Genomic DNA, 21,990 nt, shown 5'->3' on the forward strand with positions numbered 1-21,990 from the left:
TTGCCGTCGCCGTTGTAGTCCCCGGACGTCACCTTCGAGGCGTCCCAGTTGAAGGAACCGGAACTGGTCCACGTCTTGCGCGGCGCGTCGAAGCCCGTGCCGTTGCTGGAGAAGGTGAACAGGGAGGTGGCGAACTTGCCCTCGGCCGTCGTGCCTGCGTTGTAGAGGACGGCGATGTCGTCCTTGCCGTCGCCGTTGTAGTCCCCGGACGTCACCTTCGAGGCGTCCCAGTTGAAGGAACCGGAACTGGTCCACGTCTTGCGCGGCGCGTCGAAGCCGGTGGCGGTGCCGTTGAAGGTGTAGATGGTGGTGACGAATTTGCCATCGGCCGACTTGCCCGTGTTGTAGAGGACGGCGATGTCGTCCTTGCCGTCGCCGTTGTAGTCCCCGGACGTCACCTTCGAGGCGTCCCAGTTGAAGGAACCGGAACTGGTCCACGTCTTGCGCGGGCTGCTGAACCCGGTTCCGGTGCTGGTGAAGGTGTACAGCGACGACACCCGGCCGGTGTCGGAGGTGCCCCCGTCGTAAAACACCGCGATGTCGTCCCTGCCGTCCCCGTCGAAGTCACCGGCGACCAGCTTGCTCGCACCGTAGGTGAAACCGCCCGGGGTGCTCCAGACCTTCTTGGGCTCGCCGAAACCGCTGCCCGTGCCGTAGAAGGCGAAGAGCGATACCCGGTTCCTGCCTTCCGGGGACGTGCCGTTGTCGTAGAAGGCCGCGATGTCCTCCTTGCCGTCCTTGTTGAAGTCCCCGGAGACGACCTGGCTCTCGCGGGGCAGGGCACGCACCTGCTGGACCCACTCTCCGATGTCGTCGAGACGCGTCTCCACGGCGCCGCCGCGGGTCGCGTCGGACCCGAGGCAGCCCGCCTGCCACGACGCACTGTGCACGGCGACGAGTTCGACACCGCCGTCCTTCTCGCGCAGCGTGGGGCCACCCGCGTCACCTTTACAGATGCTCCCGCCGTCCCGGTCGATGCCCACGGTGGTGGCCCCGAGCTCCGTCACCGTGAACGGACCGGCGTGCAGCCGGTCCGGGACCCAGGTGTCCCCGGTCCGGCCGTACCCCGCCGCCTGGAGCGTCTCGTCCACCACCGGCGCGGAACCCGCCAGGACGACAGGCGCGATGTCCGTGACCGGCTTTGCCAGCTTGGCCATCACCAGGTCCCGGTCCGACCGGGGCACCAGCTCGGTGACCTCGACCGCCTTCCCGCCCGTGCCGGTCAGATCGGTACGGCCGATCGTCGCCGTGGTCTTCGTGGCCGGCGCACCGGCGGGGACCGGAAACGCGGGCTGCCCCGCCGCCGCGAAGCAGCTGCTCGCCGTCAGCACCCACTGCGCGTCGACGAGCGAGCCGGAACACGCGCGCTCCCCACCGATGTCGAGCTTCGCGGTGAACGTGTACGTGCCGTCGGCGACGGCGGTGCCGATGACGGCCTGGGCCGGGTTGGTGAGAGTGATCGCACCGACCGCGCCGGCGGCGACGATCAGCGCAACGGCACGCCTGCGGCGGGGCGATGGTCCGAAAGGCACGTGAACTTCCTTACAGGGGAGGATAAATGCTGGTGGGAAGGGGTGTGGCCGTCCCCCGCCGGGCGGGGGACGGCCACGCTCAGTCGGCGCTGCCGGTCAGAGCGACCGCGGCGGGGGTGCCGGGGTGGCCGACGACCTGTTCGACGGCGTCCCATTTGCCGTTGTCATGTCGCAGGATGTGCTTGATCCTGCCGTCGGTGGTGACGACAGCGACCTGGAGTTCGCGGGCGACACTCGCGGCGTCGACACTGATCGTCGGTTCCTTGCCGAGTCGGCTGCCGAGGTCTCCGAAGGCGCTCCACTTGCCGGTGGCATCGGCGCGGATGGCGTGTTTCTTGGCGCCGGTGGGGCTGGTGAGGATGACCTGGAGGTTGCTGCCGGTGCCGGCGAAGGCCATGCCGTTGACGGCGTCCAGGCCGGTGGGCAGGTTGCTGATGCGGCCCCAGGCGCTCCAGGTGCCGTCGGAGTGGCGGGTGGCGTGGTATGCCTTCTCGTCCGCGACGACTCCGACCTGGGTGTCCCCGTCGGAGGTCTGGGCGGTGGTGACCTGGGTGGCGTTGCCGAGCAGGCCGAGTTTGGCGCTGACGTCGCCCCACTTGGACCACTTCTCGTCCGCGTCCTGGGTGGCGTGGTAGACGCGCCCGGACGCGAGGCCGACCAGTGCCAGGCCGGAGCCGGTGGAGGTGACCGCGATGCTGGTCAGTCCGGGCTTGGAGCCGACTTCGCCGGTGATGTCGCGGAACGCGGCCCAGCCCCCGGTGGGACGGCGGTTGGCCTGGTAGAGGTGCCCGTCGCCGCCGACGGCGAAGACGTAGTTCTTGCCCTTGATCGCGGCGTCGGCCGCGTGAGCGAGGTCCGTGATGCCTCCGGCGACCTTCTGGACGTCTCCGAACGCCGTCCAGTCACCGTTGCTGTTGCGCATGGTGTGGTAGAGCCCGGTGCTCGTCCTGGCGAGCATCTGGAGGTTCCAGTTGTTCAGGGTGGCGGCGGTGTTCTCGGTGATCCAGGCCCGGATGTCGTCGACGCGGGCGGCGACCGCCCCGGTGCGGGTCTCGTCCGAGCCCAGGCAGCCGCCCTGCCAGGAGTTGGTGACGACGGCGGCGAGTTCGGGACGGCCGTCCTTCTCCCGGAAGACGGGCGCACCGCTGTCGCCCTTGCAGACGGGGGTGCCGTCGATGTCCACCGAGGTCGTCCCGACCGCGCCGACGGTGAAGTCCGCGGTGTGGACGGTGTCGGGGACCCAGGTGTCCTTCGTCCGGCCGTATCCCGCCCCCTTGACGGCCTCGCCCTCGACGGGCGCGGCCGTCGCCGGATGCAGGAAGCCGATCCCGTACACCGGGGCGGAGAGCCTGGCCAGCACCAGGTCACGGTCGTCGCGGGGAACCAGTTCGGTGATCTCCCGCGTCTCGCCGGTGGTCGTGGTCAGGTCGGTGCGACCGATGGTCGCGGTGGACTTGAGCTTCGGCGCCCCGGCGGGCAGGGAGGCCGCCCGGGCGGGGTCGTCGGCGAAGCAGCTCGCCGCCGTGATCAGCCATTGGTTGTTGATGAGCGTACCGGAGCAGGCACGCTCGCCGCCGATGTCGATCTTCGTGGTGAAGGGGTGGCTGCCGTCCGCGGCCGTGGAACCGTCCATCGCCTGCGCCGACGACTGTGCGAGGGTCCCTGCCGCGACGACGAAAGCGAGGAGTGCGGCCCCCCAAACGGAATGGAGCGATCTACGAGACATTCTTTCCCTGTGAATGGTGCGGTGAGCCGGATACGTCGCGGCCCACGTCCGAAATCTTCCGGTGCCGGGAGTCCCTTACTTGACCGCGCGGATCTCCAGGAGTGTGTGCCGCCGCTTCGTCGGGTCGGCGGTTTCTCCCACCGGCGTCCAGCTGTTCTTCGTGATCTGGTAGGACTTCTCCTCGCCGTCGACGGTCATGTCGACCTCGGTCGAGTAGTCGTTGCCCACGACGGCGTAGACGGCGGGCACCTCCAGGCTCAGGTAGCCTCCGTTCCCGGTGACCTTGAGGCAGAACTTCTCCCGGTCGCGTGCCTGCACTTCGAGCAGCCCGGCCCCGCTGACGCAGTCGGCGAGCAGGATGTGCCCGTCGCCGCGTTTGAGAACGATGTCGCGCTCCTGGAGGATCTTGTCGGCGTCCGGATAGGCGAAGTCCTCGACCACGGAACCGGGGGACTCAGCCGCTGCCGCCTGGACGGGCGGAGCGGACACCGCTTCTTCCTTGCCGTGGGCCACGCCGGTGAGGGCCAGGGCGGCGGCTCCGGCCACGACTCCTGCGACAAGGGCGCGGGACAGCAATTTCATTGATTCATGAGCCTTTCTTCTTCTGCGGCGGCGATCGGCCACGGAAGGACGAGCGCCCGGTCGTTCACGGTGCACATCGAAAATCGGGAACGTGATTTCGTCGTCGGCGGAGGACTAATGCGCCCGCCGCTCCACCGGCGATGCGCATTCACCATCCCGAGGCAAGGAGAAACGGAGGCAAGACATCGGCCTCCGAAATATCTCGGCCGCGCACGCCCCACGCAGAAGCCCCCGCAAGTCTTGACGTGCCCACACTCAAGAAGGGTCGATCCGACCCATCAAACACAACGAAGGTACACAGATGTGAAGCACACAACCCCCCGCCCGCTCCGATCGTGACGCCTCTTCATATCACCAGCAACATGGGACTCCGCAAGGGAGTTCGCGCAGATCAGAGGCCACTGAACCGACACACCCGACACCTGACCAAGGGTTGCCTAAGTCAAAAGTAAAATTCACTTGCCCCCAATTGTCCGTTGTACCCGTTCACACAATCTCCACTGACCGGGAAAATCGGGCACTTATCGGATCACGTTGCTTGCGGAATCGATTGAAAACCTGTCAGGTTGTACGGCGTTCAGCGAAGCTCAGGATTTTTCTGTGTTTGGCGACATACACCCGGGGGGAAAGGGGAAAGAATGATGAGGCGTACCTCATCGAGCCGCGACGTGTCCGATTTGGGTCCTTCGCGCAGACGTTTTCTTACGCTGGCGGTCGCCGCCTCCGCCGTTTCGATCGTCGGAACGGGGAGAGGAGTGGCGGCCACTCGGGTCGAGGGAGGAGAGGAACGGAGCCCGCGCTCCCAAGCCGTCGACGCGTGGTGCCTCGGCGGCCAGGCGGTGCGCCAGGAATCGCGGAAGGCGCTGACCGGCACCGAGGCGGCTCTGACGGCCTTCCTCACCACGGGGCTTGCCCGGGCGCGCGCCGAGGACGAGCGCGTCGCCGTTCTGGAGATGCTCAACTTCGCCGGTTCCGGTGTGAGCGAGAAGGCACAGCTCGCCCTGAGCGGATCCGATGACGATCTCCACGCCTTCGTCACCGGGGGCTACGAACTGCCGCTGGCGGACGACCGCCGGGCGGCCGTGCTGACCGTCATGGGAACCGGCGGCAGCGCGGTGGTGAGCGCGGCGAACAAGGCACTGACGGACGGTTCGTCCAAGGTCCTTGACGCCTTTCTGGAGAAGGGGCAGTTCACCGCGCGCGAGGAGGACGAGCGTGTCGAGACGGTGTCCATGCTCGTCGGCGCCGGGCCGAACCTGACCCAGGCCGCCAATCGGGCGCTCAACGGCACCGCGGCCGACATCACCGAGTTCCTGGCGAAAGGCCAGTACCTCGCGCGCGCCCGCGACCAGGAGATGCTGACGATCGATCAGCTGGTCGCCCAGGCCGAGATCGCCGGCGCACGTGCGCACACCGCCACGACCGAGGCGAAGGAGGCTTCCGTACGGGCCGAGGCCGCCTCCGTGGAAGCCAAGAAGGCCGCGCTGACGGCGGCCGCGGAGAGCGCCGCCGCCAAGGACGACGCCGTCAAGGCATCCCGGGCAGCCGGACGCGCGGCGGACGCCGCCAAGGGCGCCGCGGCGGCGGCCCGTACGGCGGTCGCCGCATCACGCACCGCGATCTCCGCCGCCCGCACGGCAGCCGGGGCCGCCCAGGCCGCGGCTGCGGCTGCGGCCACCGCCTCCCAGGCATCGGTCCGCGCCTACCGGGCGGCTTCCGCCGCGTCGAAGGACGCCGGGCAGGCCGCCGCGGCTCGTCAGGCCGCGCAGGTGGCACGTGACACCGCCAAGAAGGCGCGTCAGGCGGCCGCGGCGGCGTCCGCCGCGGCGGACGCGAGCGCGCAGGCCGAGTCCTCCAGCGCGGCCGCGGCACGGGCCGGGCAGAACGCGGCGGCCTCCGCTTCCGCGGCCGCGGAAGCGGCATCGGCCGCCGGTGTCTCCCAGGCCGAGGCCAAGCGGGCCCGGGACGCCGCCGCCCTGGCCACGAGCGCGGCGAACACGGCGACGGCGGCGGCCAACCGGGCCGGAAGCCTCGCGAAACGCGCGGCCGTGGCCGCGCGGGAGGCCAACAAGGCCGCCACCGACGCCGCCAAGCACGCGGAGGCGGCGGCGAAGGCCGCCGAGGATGCGGCGGATCACGCCGGCGAGGCCCAGGACTGGGCCAACGTGGCGACGGAGCAGGCCAACAAGGCGATTCTCGCCGCCACCGACGCCGCCACCGCGGTCACCCAGGCGCAGAACGTCGCGGCTCTCGCCCGCGACACGGAGGCCGCGCAGCTCGCGGAGGACCGCTCCCTGGCCATCGAAGTGGCAAAGGAGCTCAAGAAGGACGAGGCCCTCTACCGGGCCCAGATCGAACGGGTTCAGACCCAGCAGGCGCTGACCGACAAGGAGACCCTCGACCTGCTGACGCAGGCGCGGGCCGAGACCGATGTCGCCCGGATCGCGGACCTGGGTCGCAGAGCCGCGGCGAATCTGATGGACGCGACGGGGACGTGGACCCGTCAGGCCGCCCAGGAGGCCCTGTCAGGGGACGACCAGGCGGTCGCCGACTGGGTCGGTGATGCGCACCGCCGGGCCGAGGCGCTCGACGACCGGGAGAAGGTCCTCACACTCGCCAGTGTGGGCAGCTCGTCGCTGGCGGACGCCGCCCGCGAGGCGCTGGCCGCCCCGGACGAGCAGAGCATCACGGCCTTCCTGACCAGCGGCGCACTGGCCGTCCAGATCGACGACTACCGGGTCGAGGTCGTCAGGACGCTCAACGGTGCGGGCCAGGCGGTGAAGGCCGCGGCGAACGCGGCCCTGAACGACGGCGGCGCGGAGGCTCTTCGGACCTATCTCCTCACCGACTACGTCAAGGCCAAGGAGGAGGACGACAGAGTCGCGGTCGTCACGGCTCTCAACGGAGCGGGGCCCAACGTCGAGGCCGCGGCGCAGGCCGCGCTCGAAGGACCCCAGTGGATGCTTGAGCGCTTCGTCGGCTCCGCCTACTACCGGGCCCAGCAGGCCGATCAGGACACCGACACCCATGTGGCGGCCATCGCGGCGCAGATCGCCAGGGCCGCAGGCATCGCCGCCGTCGCGTTCAAGGAGGCCGCCGAGGCCGCGAAGGCGGCCGCCGACGCGCGCGGTTCGGCAGCCGATGCCAAGAAGTGGGCGGACCAGGCCACGAAGTCGGCGACCGACGCACGGAACTACGCCACCGACGCCGCCAATTCTGCGACCAGGGCGAACGAATCCGCGGCGGATGCCTCCGCCTCCGCCAAGAAGGCGGCGGACGCCGCGTCGGCGGCCCGCTCGGCCAGTCGGCAGGCCAACTACTCCGCCAATCAGGCAATCGCCTCCGCCAGCACCGCGGCCTCCGCGGCGGCAAGTGCGCAGGCCTCGGCCGACCGGGCCTACGCGGCGGCGCGTGCGGCGGGCAAGGACGCGGCCGCCGCCCGGGCGGCGGCCGACGAAGCCAAGTCCATAGCCCGCCAGAAGCGACAGGACGAAATAGCCGCGGAGGCCGCCAAGGCCGCGCAGCGGGCCAGGGAGAACGAGAAGAACAACGTCAATCCCGCCGATTCCGCCGCCAACGACACGGTCGATGTCGAGCAGATCAGGCAGGAGAGTGTGGACGACGCGGCGGATGCCGCGACGTACACCGCCAAGATCAGCTCGGTGCTGGGCTTCGCCGCGGTCACCGCCTCCCTCATTCCCGGTGGGCAGTTGGTGGCGGGCGGACTCGCCGGAGCCTCACTGGTCTTCGCCGGGATAAGCGCCTTGTACAACGCCAAGGCCTACGGGTGGGGAAGTTCCAACTTCGTCGGGTCCGTGGCCGGCATCGCCCTCACCATCGGTCTGGGGGGCGTGGGAAGCCTTGCCGCCTCCCAGATGGTCAGCAAGGTGGGGAAGACCGCGATCAAGGGGGTCCATGACACGGTGTCCTCGGTTGTGGGCTGGTTCACCTCATAACATGTAGCGAATAGCGGGCAGGGGCGGTGAGGGACCACCTCACCGCCCCGTCCGCCAGTGAGGAACGAAAGATGGCGTTGCAGAATTCGCCGCTGTGGTGGCTCTTCTCGGCGGTCTGCGTGGCGGTCTGGTTCGGCGTCATGCTGCCCGCCATGCCCACCAGGAACCACAGGATATTCGTCTCGCTCGGCCCGCCGGCGATCTTCGCGGCGGTCGCGGCGTACTGCGCCGAGTCCGGTGACGCCTTCACGGAGATACTCCCCGTGTACTGCGGACTGGTCCTCGCCGTTCCGGTCGGGATCCTGGGGCATCGCAAGGCGCTGCGCACCGTGCTGAGTGATCCGGACGTTCCCTACGAGGAGGCCTCCGGCCCCTGGACGCTGCAGGCGTCCGTCGCGCTGGCGGTGTTCTTCGGGCTCTCCCTCTTCTACGTGACTCGTTGATCCTCCCGGGCCGGGCCCCGGCCCGCCGGGCCCGGGGCGGGGCAGATTCCGGAACACGCCCGGGAGGGCGTTCACGTCACGGCGACGCGGACAGCGAGAGGGCCGCCTCGCGCCGCGCCGCCGCGGCCAGCGCGTCGAGCACCGGCGCGATCAGCGGGTGCCCCTCCGCCCCGTGCCGCACCGCGGCGAAGACCCGGCGGGTCGGCGCGCTGCCCCGCACGGGGCGCACGACCACCCCGGCCAGCGCCATCCCGCGCAGCGCCGACCGCGGCACCAGTGCCACCCCGGCCCCCGCCCCGGCCAGCGAGACGACCGCCCGGAAGTCGTCCGAGGAGTGCTCCATCCTCGGCTGGAACCCGGCGAACTCGCAGGACAGGACCACCACGTCGTGGCAGGGGTTGCCGGGGTACGGACCGACCCACCGGTCCTTCTCCAGGTCGGCGATCGCCACCCGGTCCTGCCCGGCCAGCGGGTGCGCCACCGGCAGCACCGCGTCGAACGGCTCCGAGTACAGCGGAACCCGGGTCAGCCGCCGGTCGTCCTCGCCCGGCGCGCCCCGGTACTCGACGGCGACCGCCACGTCCACCTGCCGGTCCAGCACCATCGGCACGCTCGCGTCGCCCTCGGCGTCCTGGACCCGGACCCGGATACCGGGCGCGGTACGGGCGAGCTCGGCGATCGCGGGGGCGAGGACCAGGCCGATGCCGGTGGCGAAAGCGGCGACGGTGACCGTTCCGGCGTCCCCGGCGCCGTAGGCGGCCAGCTCCGCCTCGGCCCGTTCCAGCTGGGCCAGCACCGCGTTGGTGTGGGTCAGCAGGATCTCCCCGGCGGCCGTGAGCCGGGCACCGCGCGCACCGCGCTCGACGAGCCGGTGGCCGGTCTCCTGCTCCAGTGCGGCGAGTTGCTGGGAGACCGCGGAGGGGGTGAGGTACAGCGCGGCGGCGGCTGCGGTCACCGTGCGGTGGTCCGCCACCGCGCGGAGGATACGCAGCCGCCGTGCATCGATCACGTGACCCATTGTCCCAGGTCACGAAGGTGCTCCCGACACCCCGGGGACAGCGGGGCTACTCCCCCAGCGCGGCGCGGGCGTCGACGAAGGCGTCCACGGCCCGGTTCACGTCCTCGGTGGAGTGGGCGGCGGAGAGCTGGACCCGGATGCGGGCGGCGTCCTGCGGGACGACCGGGTACGAGAACCCGATCACGTACACCCCGCGCTCCAGCAGCAGTTCCGCCATCCGGCCGGCCTTCGCGGCGTCCCCGATCATGACCGGGGCAATGGCGTGGTCGCCGGGCAGGACGTCGAAGCCCTCCTCGGTCATCCGGGTGCGGAACAGCTTGGTGTTGGCGTCGAGCCGTTCGCGCAGGTCGCCGGCGGCCTCCAGCAGGTCGAGGACCTTGAGCGAGGCCGCCGCGATGACCGGGGCGAGGGAGTTGGAGAAGAGGTACGGGCGGGAGCGCTGGCGCAGCAGGGCGACGATCTCGGCGCGGGCCGCGACGTAGCCGCCGGACGCGCCGCCCAGCGCCTTGCCCAGGGTGCCGGTGATGATGTCGACGCGGTCCATCACGTCGTGCAGTTCGGGCGTACCGCGGCCACCGGGGCCGACGAAGCCGACGGCGTGCGAGTCGTCGACCATGACCATGGCGTCGTGGCGCTCGGCGAGGTCGCAGATCTCGCGCAGCGGGGCGACGTACCCGTCCATGGAGAAGACGCCGTCGGTGACGATCAGGCGGCGGCGGGCGCCGGACGCCTCCTTGAGCTGCCTCTCCAGGTCGGCCATGTCGCGGTTGGCGTAGCGGTACCGCTTGGCCTTGGACAGGCGGATGCCGTCGATGATGGAGGCGTGGTTCAGGGCGTCGGAGATGACTGCGTCCTCCGGGCCGAGCAGGGTCTCGAAGACCCCGCCGTTGGCGTCGAAGCAGGAGGAGTAGAGGATCGTGTCCTCCTGGCCGAGGAACGCGGAGAGGCGCTGCTCCAGTTCCTTGTGGACCTCCTGGGTGCCGCAGATGAAGCGGACCGAGGCCATGCCGTAGCCCCAGCGGTCCAGGGCCTCGTGGGCGGCGGCGATCACCTCGGGGTGGTCGGCCAGGCCCAGGTAGTTGTTGGCGCAGAAGTTGAGCACCTCACCGGGGCGGCCTTCCCCGAGCTCTCGGCTTCGCTCGGGCAGGGGAGACCCCATTGCGGTGACGCCGACGCTCGCGGACTGCGGGGTGCCGATCACGCGCTCGGGCTTGTGCAGTCCGGCGGCCCGGATCTCGTCGAGGGTGGTGCGCAGGTCGTCGCGTACGGAGTCGAACATGAGGGGTGTCTCCCAGCTGCTTGCGAGGGCGTCGCCGCCCATGGGGGGCGCCCACGAGGGATGTCGGGGCGCGGGGCTCGGAACGGGTGTCTTCGGGTCAGACGGTCCAGTCGAGGATGACCTTGCCGCCGCGTCCGCTCGCCGCGTCGTCGAAGGCCGCCTCGAAGTCCCGGTACCCGTACCGTCCGGTGATCACGGGGGCGAGGTCGAGGCCGCCCTCCAGCAGGACGGACATGGCGTACCAGGTCTCGAACATCTCGCGGCCGTAGATGCCCTTGATGGTGATCATCGAGGTGACGACGCGGGACCAGTCCACGGGGAATTCCTCGGACGGCAGCCCGAGCATGGCGATCCGGCCGCCGTGCGTCATGTTCGCGATCATGTCGCGCATGGCCTCGGGCCGGCCGGACATCTCCAGCCCGATGTCGAAGCCCTCGCGCAGGCCGAGCCGGCGCTGCCCGTCGGCGATGGTCTCCTCGGCGACGTTGAGCGCGAGGGTGGCCCCGGCCTTCCTTGCCAGTTCCAGCCGGGCCTCGCTGACGTCGGTGATGACGACGTTGCGGGCACCGGCGTGCTTGGCGACGGCGGCGGCCATGATGCCGATCGGTCCGGCTCCGGTGATCAGCACGTCCTCGCCGACCAGCGGGAACGACAGCGCGGTGTGGACGGCGTTGCCGAACGGGTCGAAGATCGCGGCGACGTCGAGGTCGACGGGGACCCGGTGCACCCAGACGTTGGACGCCGGCAAGGCGACGTACTCGGCGAACGCGCCGTCCCGGCCGACGCCGAGTCCGAGGGTGGAGCGGCACAGGTGGCGGCGTCCGGCCAGGCAGTTCCGGCACTTCCCGCACACCAGGTGGCCCTCGCCGCTGACCAGGTCACCGACGTTGATGTCGACGACGTCGGCGCCGGTCCGGGCGACCTCGCCGACGAACTCGTGGCCGAGGACGAGCGGGGTGCGGACGGCCTGCTGCGCCCAGCCGTCGTAGTTGCGGATGTGCAGGTCGGTGCCGCAGATACCGGTGCGGAGCACCTTGATCAGGACGTCCGAGGGACCGATCTCCGGCTCGGGCACGTCCATCAGCCAGAGTCCCGGCTCGGCCTTCTGCTTCACGAGTGCCTTCACGGCGGTGGCTCCCTGCGCTGTACGACGTCGGATGCCCCGGGCCGGGGGCGCCATGGGGGGTTTGCCCGCGGCCCGGGGGCGATGAGGGGGAACGGCCCGGCAGCGCGTCGATCCGGCCGCCGCGCACCATCCTCCGCCGTCCCGGGGAAAATCTGCCGCACCCCGCGCCACAGGTCCATCGAGGATTTCTTAAGCGCGCCCGCAGTTCCGCTTCATGCCCCGGCCGTCGGGCGTCGCGGCGATCGCGGAACCCGGGCGGGCCGGGCGGGGCTCAGCCCTTGGGGTACGGCCCGAAGAACCGCGCCCGCCCCTTCTCGACCCGGTAGAGGAAGATCCCCGTTTCGTACTTCACCTGACGGCTGGGGTGGAACGACACCGTCCGGGTGATTCCGGGGTGGCTGGTCCGGAACAGCCGCTGCACGACACCGCCGCGTTCGCCGCCTGCCGCGCTCGTGGTTCCGGCCGCGCGGGCGATCAGGCCGACCGCGTCGTACGCCTCGGCGGCCCAGCGGGCCGGTGCGGTGCCGAAGCGCTTCCGGTGCGCGGCCGTGAACGCCTTCGCCCCGGGGAGCGCGGACGGATCGGTGTACGCCTCGGCGAACACCCACCCCTCGGCGGCCTCCCCGGCGTCCTGGCGGAAGGCGGGCGCCAGGACGGGGCCGGTGGACATGCGGGTGCCGGTGAACCCGGCGGAGGCCAGGGCCACGGCCAGACGGGCACCCCGGGTGGGCGACGATCCGGCGTAGACGACCGCGTCCGCACCGGCGGCGACGGCGGCGCGGGCCGCCGGGCCGAAGTCGTCGGTGCCCGCGGCGACCGGGCGCACGGTCACCTCCGAGCCCTCGGGCGGGGCGTCCCGGAAAGTCTGCGCGATCGCCCAGGCGGCTTCGGGAGCGGCTCCGTCCTCGACGACCATCACCCGTTCGGCCGGACTGGACCGGGCTATGTGGGCGACGAGGCCGGCGGGCAGCATGCTGTCGGGCGGGCGGATCACGCAGAGGGTCTTCGCGACGGCCTGTTCGGCGGCGACGGACCGGGCCGCGACGACGACCTGGGCGAGGCCGGCCTTCTCGTAGCGGCCGACGACGGCTTCGGCGACGACGGTCCCGGTGGGGCCGACGACGGCCAGCACCTTCGGATCGGCGGCCAGCCGGTCGGCCGTGCGCAGGGCCTTGGCCGCGTCACCCGCGTCGTCCTCGGTGCGCAGGGCGAGCCGGAACCGGGCGTCGGGGTCGGTGCCCGCGCGGGCGTTGTGGTTCTCCACGGCGAGCCGCATGCCCCGTTGGTGCGCCAGACCGACGGCGCGGCCCGGCCCGGTCAGGTCCGCGTGCAGGCCGATGGTGCGCGTGGGCAGCGTGCGGTGCTCCGTCCCGGTGCCGCGCCGCCGCGTCGCCGTCCAGGCCACGGCCGCGCCCCCCGCCAGCAGGACGGCAGCGGCACCGGCGGCCCCCGCGGTCAGGACGGTCCGCCGGGTGGGACGGGCCGGGCCGGGCTCCGCGACCGCGGTGGGCGGCTCCGGGGCCGGGAGGTCGAGCGCGGCGGCCGAACGGGTGGCGATCAGGGCGGACAGTCCGGCGGGCGCCCAGGCACGCGGGTCCTCGCCGGGCGCCTCGGCCAGCCGTCGCGCCACCTGCCAGGCCGTGGGCCGGTCCGCCGGGTCCTTGGCCAGGCACGCCTCGACGAGGGTCAGCAGCTCGGACGGCAGTCCGCGCAGGTCCGGTGGCTCGTGCACGGTACGGAACAGCACCGCCGCGGCCCCGCCGTCCCCGAACGGGCGGCGGCCGGTCGCCGTGTACGCGAGGACGCAGCCCAGCGCGAAGACGTCGCAGGCGGGCCCGGCCCGGTCCCCCGACGCCTGTTCGGGGGCGAGGTAGCCGGGCGTGCCGATCAGCGCGTCGGGCTCGGTGAGGGCGGTGGCGCCCTCGTGGCGGGCGATGCCGAAGTCGATGAGCCGGGGGCCGTCGAGCGCGAGGAGCACGTTCGCCGGTTTGACGTCGCGGTGGACGAGACCGGCCTCGTGCACCGCGACGAGCGCGTCGGCGAGGCGGGCCCCGAGCGCGCGGACGGTCGCGGGCGGCAGGGGGCCTTCGGCGACGACCTCGGCCAGCGAGGGGCCGGGTACGTACGCGGTGGCGATCCACGGCTCGCGGGCCTCGGTGTCGGCGTCCGTCACCGGGACCACCCATGGACCGGTCACCCGCCGGGCGGCTTCGGCCTCGCGCCGGAACCTGGTCCGGAAGCCGGGGTCGGCGGCGTGTTCGGCCCGGATCACCTTCACGGCGGCGAGTTCCCCGCCGGACGAGCGGGCCAGGTACACGACGCCCATGCCGCCCGCGCCGAGCCGCGCCAGGGCGCAGTGGACGCCGACGGTCCGGGGATCACCCGGGGTGAGTGGCTGCATGCCCGGTCATACCCCTTTCACGGGGGCCGGGCCGAGGTAGCGGAACGCGCCGTCGCGGACACCGTGCAGATGGGCCGCCTGCCCCTTGAGCCGGTGGTCCGCGTCGAAGGCGTAGTCGCGGGAGATGCCGTGGTAGGCGGACGCGGCGATCTTCGCCACGAGGGCGGCCCGTGTCGGCGGCTGCTTCCCCCGGGCGAGGGCGGTGAGGGCGGCGAGGGCGAGCCCGGCCGCGTCGTACGCCTCGGCGGCCCAGCGCTCGGGGTCGCTCCCGTACTTCTTCCGGTGCGCCGCCGCGAAGTCCTTCACGGCGGGAGCCGACGCGCCGGCGAAGGGCGCGACGAACTCCCAGGACTCGGCGGCGCCCCCCGCGTCCTTCAGGAAGCGGGTGCGCATGGCCGTGTGCATCGCCATGCGCGGCCCCGCGAAGGAGGCGGTGGCGAGTGCCCGCGCGGTCCGGGCGGCCCCGGCAGCGTCGCCCGCGTGGAAGAAGGCGTCGCTGCGGTGCGCGAGCATGTCGGCGACGACCGGAGTCAGATCGCGGGTGCCGGCCGGCACCACCCGCGGGTAGGACGTCCCGGTGGTCTTCTGGCCGACGATCCGGTTCAGCAAGGAGCCCACCTGGTAGGCCGACTGGCCGCCCGCCCGGTCGACCAGCACGCCGAGCCGTTCCACGTCGGGCCGGAGCACCAGCCGGTTGATGATGGGGAACGCCAGCGCGGCATCGGCGGGCGCCGCCTGGAAGAAGGACTTCTGGGACCGTGCCGGATAGGCGAGTTGCAGGGACGACACGGTGATCAGGGGCAGCATCGCCTCGTCGTAGGTTTCGAGCACCGCCGTGGTGGCGGGGTCGTGGGTCGGACCGATGACGGCGAGCACGTCGCGGTCACGGGTGAACCGCTCGGCGACCCGCACGGCCGCGGTGGTGTCGCCCCGGTCGTCGAGCGCCTCCACCCGAAGCTCGAAGGGCTTGTCCGCACGGGAGTTGAACCGGTCGACCGCCAGGCGCACGCCGCGTTCCTGGGCCCGTCCGTCCGCGCTTCCGGGTCCGGACAGGTCCGCCTGCACGCCGATGGTCCAGGTGTGCGCGTCCGTCCCGGCCGCACCGGAGCCCCCCGCGTCGTCGCGCAGCCACTCGCGTACGCCGAACACGCCCGCGCCCGCGGCGGCCACCACTCCGGCACCCGCGAGGAGGAGAAGTCTGCGCCGACCCGGTACGGGCGCGGGCACCGCGGGGCCCACGGCGACGGTGGCGTCGACGCCGGGCAGCGCCAGCGCTGCGGCGGACCGGTCGGCGATGAGCCGTACGACGTCCTCCGGCAGCCAGTCGATCGAACCGTTCGGGGCGTCCTCGGCGATCCGCTGGTCGACCCCGGCGGCGGTGGGGCGCCCGGCCGGTTCCTTGTCGAGCAACGCACCGAGCAGTTCGCGCAGTTCGGGGTCGTCGATGCCGTCGAGGTCGGGCGCCTCGTGCACGGTGCGGTAGAGCAGGGCGTCCACGGCCCCGCTCCCGAAGGGCGGTCGCCCGGTGGCGGCGTACGCCAGGAGGCACCCCAGCGAGAAGACGTCACCGGCGGGCCCGACGGCGGCAGCTCCTTCCGTGGCCTGTTCCGGTGCGAGGAAGCCGGGGGTTCCCACCACGAGGTCCGTGGCGGTCAGCGCGGTGGCGTCGGCGACCCGCGCGACACCGAAGTCGATCAGTCTCGGCCCGTCGGCGCCGAGCAGGACATTGCCCGGTTTGACGTCGCGGTGGACGAGCCCCGCCGCGTGCACGGACGCCAGGGCCCGGGCCAGCAGCCGGCCGAGGACCCGGACGCTCCGTGCGGGCAACGGACCGCACCGGGCGATCGTCTCGGACAGTGCGGGTCCGGGCACGAACTCCGTGGCCAGCCAGGGGCGTTCGTCCTCCGTGCCGGAACCGGTCACCCGTACCGCCCAAGGGCTGTCCACCCGGCGCGCGGCCTCGGCCTCCCGGCGGAAGCGGACCCGGAAGTCGGCGTCCTCGACGTGCTCGGGCAGGATCACCTTGACCGCCGCCAGTGCCCCGTCACCGGTCCGGCCGAGGTAGACCACGCCCATGCCGCCCGCGCCTAGACGTCCCAGCAGCCGGTGTCCGCCGATCCACGACGGGTCCGGGCCCCGCAGTTCTTCCATCGTCTCCGTCCTCAGCCCTTCTTCGCGACGGCGTCCTGCATCCGTATCAGCATGGCGGCCTGCGCCTGGTTGCCGAGAGTGCTGATCTCGCCTTCGGTCCACCCCCTGGCACCCTTGGACGTCACCGCCATGGTGAACCGGAGGATCTTGTCCTGGTGCCAGAAGTACGGGTAGGGGCCGCCGAGTTCGGCGCTTCGGTATTCACCGGATTCCATCAGCGCGTCCTCGGAGTTGACCCGCGCGCCTTCCCCCCGCAACATCGCGCCAGCGCCGAGCCCTGCGATGAACTCGCCCTGCCGCAACTGCTGCGTGGGACAGCGCATCGACTCCTCCAGCGACTCGGCCATCTCCCACCGCGCGCCCTCGTCCGTGCGGTGGACGGTCACGATCGCGGCGAACCGCAACGGGCCCTTGCCCCCGCCGGCGGGCAGCTCGAAGGAGCGGGCGAGGGTGGCGAGCACCCCGCTGCCGGGCTTCCGCTGACGCCAGACGCAGTCGGCCCCGAGCACCGGCCAGGTGTCCGGGCCGCTCTCGTACGGGCTTCGCGGGATCACCCCGGGGCCGAAGCTCTCGGGGTCCGCGATGACCCGCCTGATCAGGGCGAGGGCCGCTTCCCGTGTGGCGGGCAGTCGCGCCGGGTCCGCGTCGACGATTGGTCCGCCGTCGCCGTCCGCCCGCGCGGTCGGGGAGGCGTCACCCGGCCCCGTGCCCGTGGCGGCCCCGTGCGGGTTCCCCCGGGCACCCGAGCAGGCCGCCAGCAGCGTGCAGGCCAGCAGCACCGCCCCGTACCCGCGCATCGCTCCGGCCCACGACACGATCGATCACCCCTGTCCGTCCGACACCGCGTCGATGCTATGACCCCCGACCCGTGCGAGGCGGAGCGCATCAGAACTGTTGCATCATCAAGACCTTGCGGAGACAAGAGAGTTGATCCCCAGGCTCGACGGTTGCGGAAGTCGGCGGCTGTCGCGGCGACAGGCACGGCGTGCGACGGGGACGCGACGCGCGCCGCACCCACAGCCCCGCGTCCGTGACGGCCGCGGCCCCGTTCCTGGCATCGTCGTCCGCATGGACACACACGTCACCCCGTTCATCACCCCGCTCCGGGTGAGCGACTACCACCGGATCCTGGCCGATCACCCCCGCTACTGGGGCGAGCGCGACCTCCGGCCGCTGCACCTGCTGGCACTGGTGCAGGAATTCGGCTCCACCTGCCTGGCCGTCCGGGCCGACGACGGGATCCGTGGATACGTCCTCGGCTTCGTCACTCCGGACGGCACCGGCTACGTGCATCTGATCGCCACGCGGGACGACGCCCGCGGCACGGGCATCGGGCGCGCCCTGTACGCGGCCTTCGCGCAGGCCGCACAAGCCCGAGGGGCGCGGCGGCTGAAGGCGATCACCTCGATCGGGAACACCGGCTCGATCGCCTTCCACCGCGGTCTCGGCTTCGACACCGAGATCGTCGACGACTACAACGGGCCGGGCCTGCCCATGGTCGTCTTCCGGCGTGGACTCCCGCTCGGTCTCCCGTGATCCCGCACGCCTCGGCGAGACCCGGAGCCGTGCTCAGCGGAACTCGTGGACCACCTGGATCGGGCCGACGATGTGTGCGTTGAAGGCGTCGAGTTCCTCGGCCGGCACCCAGAGTTCGAGGATCGTCTCGCCACCCGCCTGCCGGACGGGGTAACGGCGCAGGAACTCCGAGTCGACCTCGAAACGCGTGACGAAACCGGCGCCGTCGTGCTTCACGTTCCAGTCCCGCGCGATCGTGATCGCGTAGTCCTCGTCGAGAACGGGATAGAAGATCGGCTGCTCGGGCAGCCGGGGCGGCCACGCGCTCCAGCCCGACGCGCGGACCAGATCGAGTTCGACCGGACCGGTCGGGCGCCAGAGGGTCGTCGTCGCTCGCGGGGTGGTCATGGCATGCACTTTCGAAGAATCGGGGAATCCGCCGGTACGGCCGGTCGGGAGATGGAGGCTACCGGGCACGCCGACCCGTCGGCGAACCGTTTCCCTGCCGGGTCGGCGCGTGTCAGCGGGCGCCGAGCCGTCCGGCGGCGGCACGAATCTCCTGCACCGCACCCGGATGCTCCAGCCTCATCACCCCGACCTCGCGGTCCTCGTGGTGGACGCGCAGTCGCGGACCGTCGACGACCAGTCGGAGCTCGGACCACGGGTGCCGCCAGAGCAGCACGGAACGTTCCCACATCTGCAACCCGCGGTTGGTCACCAGGAGTTCGTACTGCGGGCCCTCGTGGGGAGCGACCGGTGTGTGCTCCGTGTAGGGAGGCCGGACGGTGTAGGTGCCGAGCACGTCCTCCCCGGGCTCCAGCGCCTGGTCACGGATGCCGGACCGACGGCCGATCCGAGCTCCGGTCCAGGCCGCGGGCCACACCACCACCACGGCCGCACCCGCCACCACCCACCAGGGCAGGTCACCCACGACGCCGGCGCCCACGATTGCCACCAGGGCGGCGACCACCGTCGCGACGGCGCCGTTCACCTCCGAGCGCCGCATGCGCCCGTTGTCGCGGCCCTCGATCGCGACCATGCCCGACTCCCCGCCTCGACACGCCCTTCACATGACGACCACAACCCTACGGGAGCGATGAGAACGCGAGCCCGATGGGTGATGGGTAATGGGCGCTGCGATGGGCGATCGGGAACGGACGGAACGACCCGTCACGCCGGGCCCCGCCCCGTCGTGCACGGTCACGCACGTTGCGCAGCTCCCGTACGCCCCGCCGTGTCCGGGCCGTTGACCCGACATTCACCGGTTCCGGACGGGTGCCGCACGCCGTCGGCCGTGCGGCACCCGCGCGGGGCCGCTACTGCCGCGAACCGCACCCCGGGCAGAACGCCGACCCCTGGGGAACGGTCGCGTGGCACGACGCGCACTGCGGGCTCTGGGCGAGGCGGTGGCCGCACCCCGGGCAGAAGGCACCGCCGTGGGTCTCGGTGCGGCACTGCGGGCAGACCAACTGCCGGGCCGTCCGGGCGTCGTAGCCCTGTCCGGCGGTCTGGCCGGCGGTGTATGCCTGGTCGGACACGAAGTCGTTGAGCCCGCGCCGACGGGCGGCTTCCGCCTCGGCTGCGGTGTCGGGGGCGCACTGGAGGCAGAGGCCCTGCTCGGCGTTCCAGCACCGTCCGCAGTCGTACGAGGTGCAGCGGGGGCAGCGGTTGAAGTGCCCTCGCGCGTTCTCGATCGCGCGTTGGAACGCGGAGTCCCGTGCGCCGCCCCAGGTCGCCCCGGCCAGCCCGTCGGCGGCGTTGTTGATCGTGTTGGCACTGCCGCCCAGCAGACCCCAGGCGGCGCTGACGCCCTTGCCTATCCAGCCTGCCGCCTGGCCCGATCTGAAGGGTTCGAACTGCGAGCGCCAGGTGTCCGAACAGCGTTGGCAGCGGAACTCGAACTGGAAGCCCGCGCCGGTGCCGTGCTGCTGCGACAGGTCGCTGTAGTTGTTGCTGAAGTAGATTTCCTCGGCCACGTCTGAACCTCTGAGCCCTCGGGTGGTTGATTCGTTCGCAATGGTCATGATGGCAACGATCGACGGCGGCGGTACAACCTCCAGGTCATGGTTTGGCAATCCCGGCCCCCGCCGGAAGGGCGGGCGATCGGAGCGCCGCCCGGCGCCATGCCTCAGAGCGCCGGTCCGAGGTCGCCCTCGACGACGGTCCGCGGGATCGCGGGCCGGTTCCCCAGGGCGAGGATCTCGTCGGCGAGGTCCGCGATCCGGAGCGGGTGCTGATCGCCGCGGACCTCGATGGCCGCGGCCGACAGTCCGTGCGGCACGGCACCGGCGTCCAGCAGGACGCGCCAGTCCTCCGGCCCGAGTTCGAGGAACTCCAGCCCGGTCAGCCCGGCGATTTCCAAGGGGTCGGCGAGCGTTCCGGCGCAGGCCGAGAGGGTCCGCAGCCGGGGCAGTCCGATCACGGGGGCGAGGCTGACGGGCTCGTCCTCCCATGCGCCGATGCTCAGGACCTCCAGGTCGGGATGGGCGGCGGCCTCGACGCTCGGCAGGGCGCGGACGTTGACCCGGGCCACGGCCGGGAACTCGTCGTGGTGCTCGCGGCCCTCGGCGAGTCGGCCCATCACCAGGTCGGTGAGGGAGTCGGCGATCGGTTCGGCGCCGGTGTCCTCCTCGTGGCTCAGCATGATGACCTGTCCGAGATGTCCGCGCGGGCCCGGTGTCAGGTCGATCGCGAGCCGGTCGCCGCCGCCGTTGTCGCCGAACGCGATCCAGCCGGGCGAGCCGACGAGTCCCTGGACCTTCGCGTCGGGCGGGGTGATGACCGCCTCCATCGCCCCGAACTCCCAGAAGCAGCGACGTGATCGCGCGTCGGCGACGTACACCCGGTCCGGCGGGAGGAGTTCGCAGCCGACCGCCTGCGCTTCCCGTTCGGCGGCTTCGTGGTCGTCGCCCCAGTCCTCCCAGCGCGCCCGCGTCACCCGGTACAGCGCCCTGAGCTCCTCGGGCAGCGTGACGCCCAGGCGCTCCTCGGCGGCGGCGATCTCCTCCTCGGTGGCGCCGATCGCATCGGGCAGCCGTTCGCGGAGGGTCCGTTCCAGCAGTGCCGGGTCGGCGGTCGGTGCCGGTGCCGCCCCGGGCGACGGCTCGGGGAGACGGCGCCAGGGCTCGGGAACGGCGTCCTCGACCAGGAGCAGCGAACCGGGATACGGGCCCAGGCCGAACTGCGCGGCGGGACCGGAGCCGAGCAGGTGGAGCACGGTCCTCCCGGTCGGCGCGATCTCCACCATGAACGAGACGCCGTCGTCGTCAGCCCCCTCCCCGAGAGCGTCGCACACCCTTCCCACCGCGTCGTACTCCGCCTGCACGTCCTCGACCTGGGCGGCCCGTCCCGGCGGCGGGGAGGGGCGGCGCAGCGGCATGCTCCAGCTGTCCCGGCTGATCTGTCCCGCGACGTACCCGTCGGGGGCGGCCAGCTTCTGTGCGTTGCCGTCCCGCAGAAGCCTGAGCAGCGGCTCCCAGGTCGCGAAGTCGTGGATCGAGGACACGGGATGACCTCCGGTCGTTCCGGTGAACATGTCGGAGGCGATTGTCCCGGACACACGCTCGGCCCGGTTCCCCGGCCCGGCCCGGGAGGGCGGGGCCGGGGAACCGGGCCGGTCTGCGCCTCACGGTTCACGGTTCACGGTTCGTGGAATCAGGACGCGCCGATCGCCATCCAGATCGCGCCCGCTCCCGCCGTCACCACGCACAGGACGAGGGAGAGATCGGCACTCGGGCACCGCGTCCAGCGGACCTGCGGCGCCGGTTCGTCCCCGCTCGCCGCCGGACCCGAACGAAGCCATTGGTCGATGCTTCGCCCCGCCCGGTCGCTCGTTCCTCGGAAGCGGTCGACGAGGGAGCCTCCGAAGGCGAACACCGGAATCGTCCGGTCCTCGTCGAGTGCCACCTCCAGTGTGCCGTCGTCGGTGACCGAGACGGCCCGGATCGCCGTCCTCGGGACGATATGGGTCCGAAGCGGGTTGACCACCAGGAGCACCTCGTCGCGCACTATCACTTTGCAGCTCACGACCCTCCCGATGATTCCGGCGAGTGCCAGGTACACCGGAATTCCCTGCCATCCGGTCCGGAAACCGTTCACGGAACTGACCTTGTACACAGCGGCGATCGTGACGATCCCCAGACCGAGGACGAAAATCCCGGAAAGCACCGGCCAGGATCTGCGCCTCAGCACGGTCGAATTCATCGCTCTCTGCCTCACTGTCCTTTGTTCCGGTCGCCCGGGCAGCCCATGAGAGGCTACC

The 21,990-nt window shown here is 71.9% G+C and carries 17 protein-coding genes; 3 read left to right on the forward strand and 14 right to left on the reverse strand.

The annotated features are described in order from the left end of the window. The 3 genes from ACFC79_RS26315 to ACFC79_RS26325 all read right to left on the reverse strand — a co-directional run. Nucleotides 1-1,532 (reverse strand): FG-GAP-like repeat-containing protein (locus tag ACFC79_RS26315; protein WP_376244516.1); only part of this gene is annotated, 1,532 nt, incomplete at its 3' end. Between the two features lie 79 nt (nt 1,533-1,611). Further along, nucleotides 1,612-3,165, reverse strand: coding sequence for a trypsin-like serine protease (locus ACFC79_RS26320; RefSeq protein WP_376244519.1), 1,554 nt, complete (start codon nt 3,163-3,165; stop codon nt 1,612-1,614). A 168-nt stretch (nt 3,166-3,333) separates the two neighbouring features. Beyond that, nucleotides 3,334-3,840, reverse strand: a complete 507-nt coding sequence (locus ACFC79_RS26325; RefSeq protein WP_376244522.1) for a hypothetical protein — start codon at nt 3,838-3,840, stop codon at nt 3,334-3,336. A 755-nt stretch (nt 3,841-4,595) separates the two neighbouring features. On the opposite strand from ACFC79_RS26325, the gene ACFC79_RS26330 reads away from it, so the two are divergent. Further along, entirely contained in the window at nt 4,596-7,796 is a 3,201-nt protein-coding gene (locus ACFC79_RS26330; RefSeq protein WP_376244524.1) for an ALF repeat-containing protein, read from the forward strand. Nucleotides 7,797-7,867: 71 nt separating this feature from the next. Then, nucleotides 7,868-8,239 (forward strand): hypothetical protein, encoded by a 372-nt coding sequence (locus ACFC79_RS26335; RefSeq protein ID WP_376244527.1) that lies wholly within the window; start codon nt 7,868-7,870, stop codon nt 8,237-8,239. Between the two features lie 76 nt (nt 8,240-8,315). Here ACFC79_RS26335 and ACFC79_RS26340 read toward each other — a convergent pair whose 3' ends face one another. The 6 genes from ACFC79_RS26340 to ACFC79_RS26365 all read right to left on the reverse strand — a co-directional run bounded on the left by ACFC79_RS26340 (nt 8,316) and on the right by ACFC79_RS26365 (nt 17,029). Further along, a complete protein-coding gene (locus ACFC79_RS26340; protein WP_376244530.1) occupies nt 8,316-9,248 on the reverse strand; it encodes a LysR family transcriptional regulator in 933 nt (310 codons plus the stop codon). Between the two features lie 55 nt (nt 9,249-9,303). Continuing rightward, nucleotides 9,304-10,536 (reverse strand): glycine C-acetyltransferase, encoded by a 1,233-nt coding sequence (locus tag ACFC79_RS26345; protein ID WP_376244532.1) that lies wholly within the window; start codon nt 10,534-10,536, stop codon nt 9,304-9,306. A 97-nt stretch (nt 10,537-10,633) separates the two neighbouring features. Continuing rightward, on the reverse strand, nt 10,634-11,662 hold the full coding sequence (tdh, locus tag ACFC79_RS26350) for an L-threonine 3-dehydrogenase (protein ID WP_376244535.1): 1,029 nt from the start codon (nt 11,660-11,662) through the stop codon (nt 10,634-10,636). Between the two features lie 271 nt (nt 11,663-11,933). Continuing rightward, on the reverse strand, nt 11,934-14,063 hold the full coding sequence (locus ACFC79_RS26355) for a bifunctional serine/threonine-protein kinase/ABC transporter substrate-binding protein (RefSeq protein WP_376244538.1): 2,130 nt from the start codon (nt 14,061-14,063) through the stop codon (nt 11,934-11,936). A gap of 6 nt (nt 14,064-14,069) precedes the next feature. Then, entirely contained in the window at nt 14,070-16,214 is a 2,145-nt protein-coding gene (locus ACFC79_RS26360) for a bifunctional serine/threonine-protein kinase/ABC transporter substrate-binding protein (RefSeq protein ID WP_376244541.1), read from the reverse strand. Between the two features lie 11 nt (nt 16,215-16,225). Further along, nucleotides 16,226-17,029, reverse strand: coding sequence for a hypothetical protein (locus ACFC79_RS26365; protein ID WP_376244544.1), 804 nt, complete (start codon nt 17,027-17,029; stop codon nt 16,226-16,228). A gap of 253 nt (nt 17,030-17,282) precedes the next feature. On the opposite strand from ACFC79_RS26365, the gene ACFC79_RS26370 reads away from it, so the two are divergent. Further along, entirely contained in the window at nt 17,283-17,750 is a 468-nt protein-coding gene (locus ACFC79_RS26370; protein ID WP_376244545.1) for a GNAT family N-acetyltransferase, read from the forward strand. Between the two features lie 33 nt (nt 17,751-17,783). Here the strand turns inward: ACFC79_RS26370 and ACFC79_RS26375 are convergent, their stop codons facing one another. From ACFC79_RS26375 to ACFC79_RS26395, 5 genes are all read right to left on the reverse strand, one after another. Next, nucleotides 17,784-18,137, reverse strand: a complete 354-nt coding sequence (locus ACFC79_RS26375; RefSeq protein WP_376244547.1) for a hypothetical protein — start codon at nt 18,135-18,137, stop codon at nt 17,784-17,786. A 112-nt stretch (nt 18,138-18,249) separates the two neighbouring features. Beyond that, nucleotides 18,250-18,768 carry a hypothetical protein gene (locus tag ACFC79_RS26380; RefSeq protein WP_376244550.1) on the reverse strand — a complete coding sequence of 173 codons (519 nt, stop codon included), beginning with the start codon at nt 18,766-18,768 and terminating at the stop codon, nt 18,250-18,252. A 277-nt stretch (nt 18,769-19,045) separates the two neighbouring features. Continuing rightward, entirely contained in the window at nt 19,046-19,705 is a 660-nt protein-coding gene (locus ACFC79_RS26385; protein WP_376244552.1) for a zinc ribbon domain-containing protein, read from the reverse strand. A gap of 152 nt (nt 19,706-19,857) precedes the next feature. Then, nucleotides 19,858-21,234 carry an SMI1/KNR4 family protein gene (locus tag ACFC79_RS26390; protein ID WP_376244555.1) on the reverse strand — a complete coding sequence of 459 codons (1,377 nt, stop codon included), beginning with the start codon at nt 21,232-21,234 and terminating at the stop codon, nt 19,858-19,860. 149 nt (nt 21,235-21,383) lie between these two features. After that, on the reverse strand, nt 21,384-21,920 hold the full coding sequence (locus ACFC79_RS26395; protein WP_376244558.1) for a PH domain-containing protein: 537 nt from the start codon (nt 21,918-21,920) through the stop codon (nt 21,384-21,386). Between the last annotated feature and the right edge of the window lie 70 nt (nt 21,921-21,990).

Source organism: Streptomyces sp. NPDC056061 (assembly GCF_042266885.1).
Taxonomy (GTDB): Bacteria; Actinomycetota; Actinomycetes; order Streptomycetales; family Streptomycetaceae; genus Streptomyces.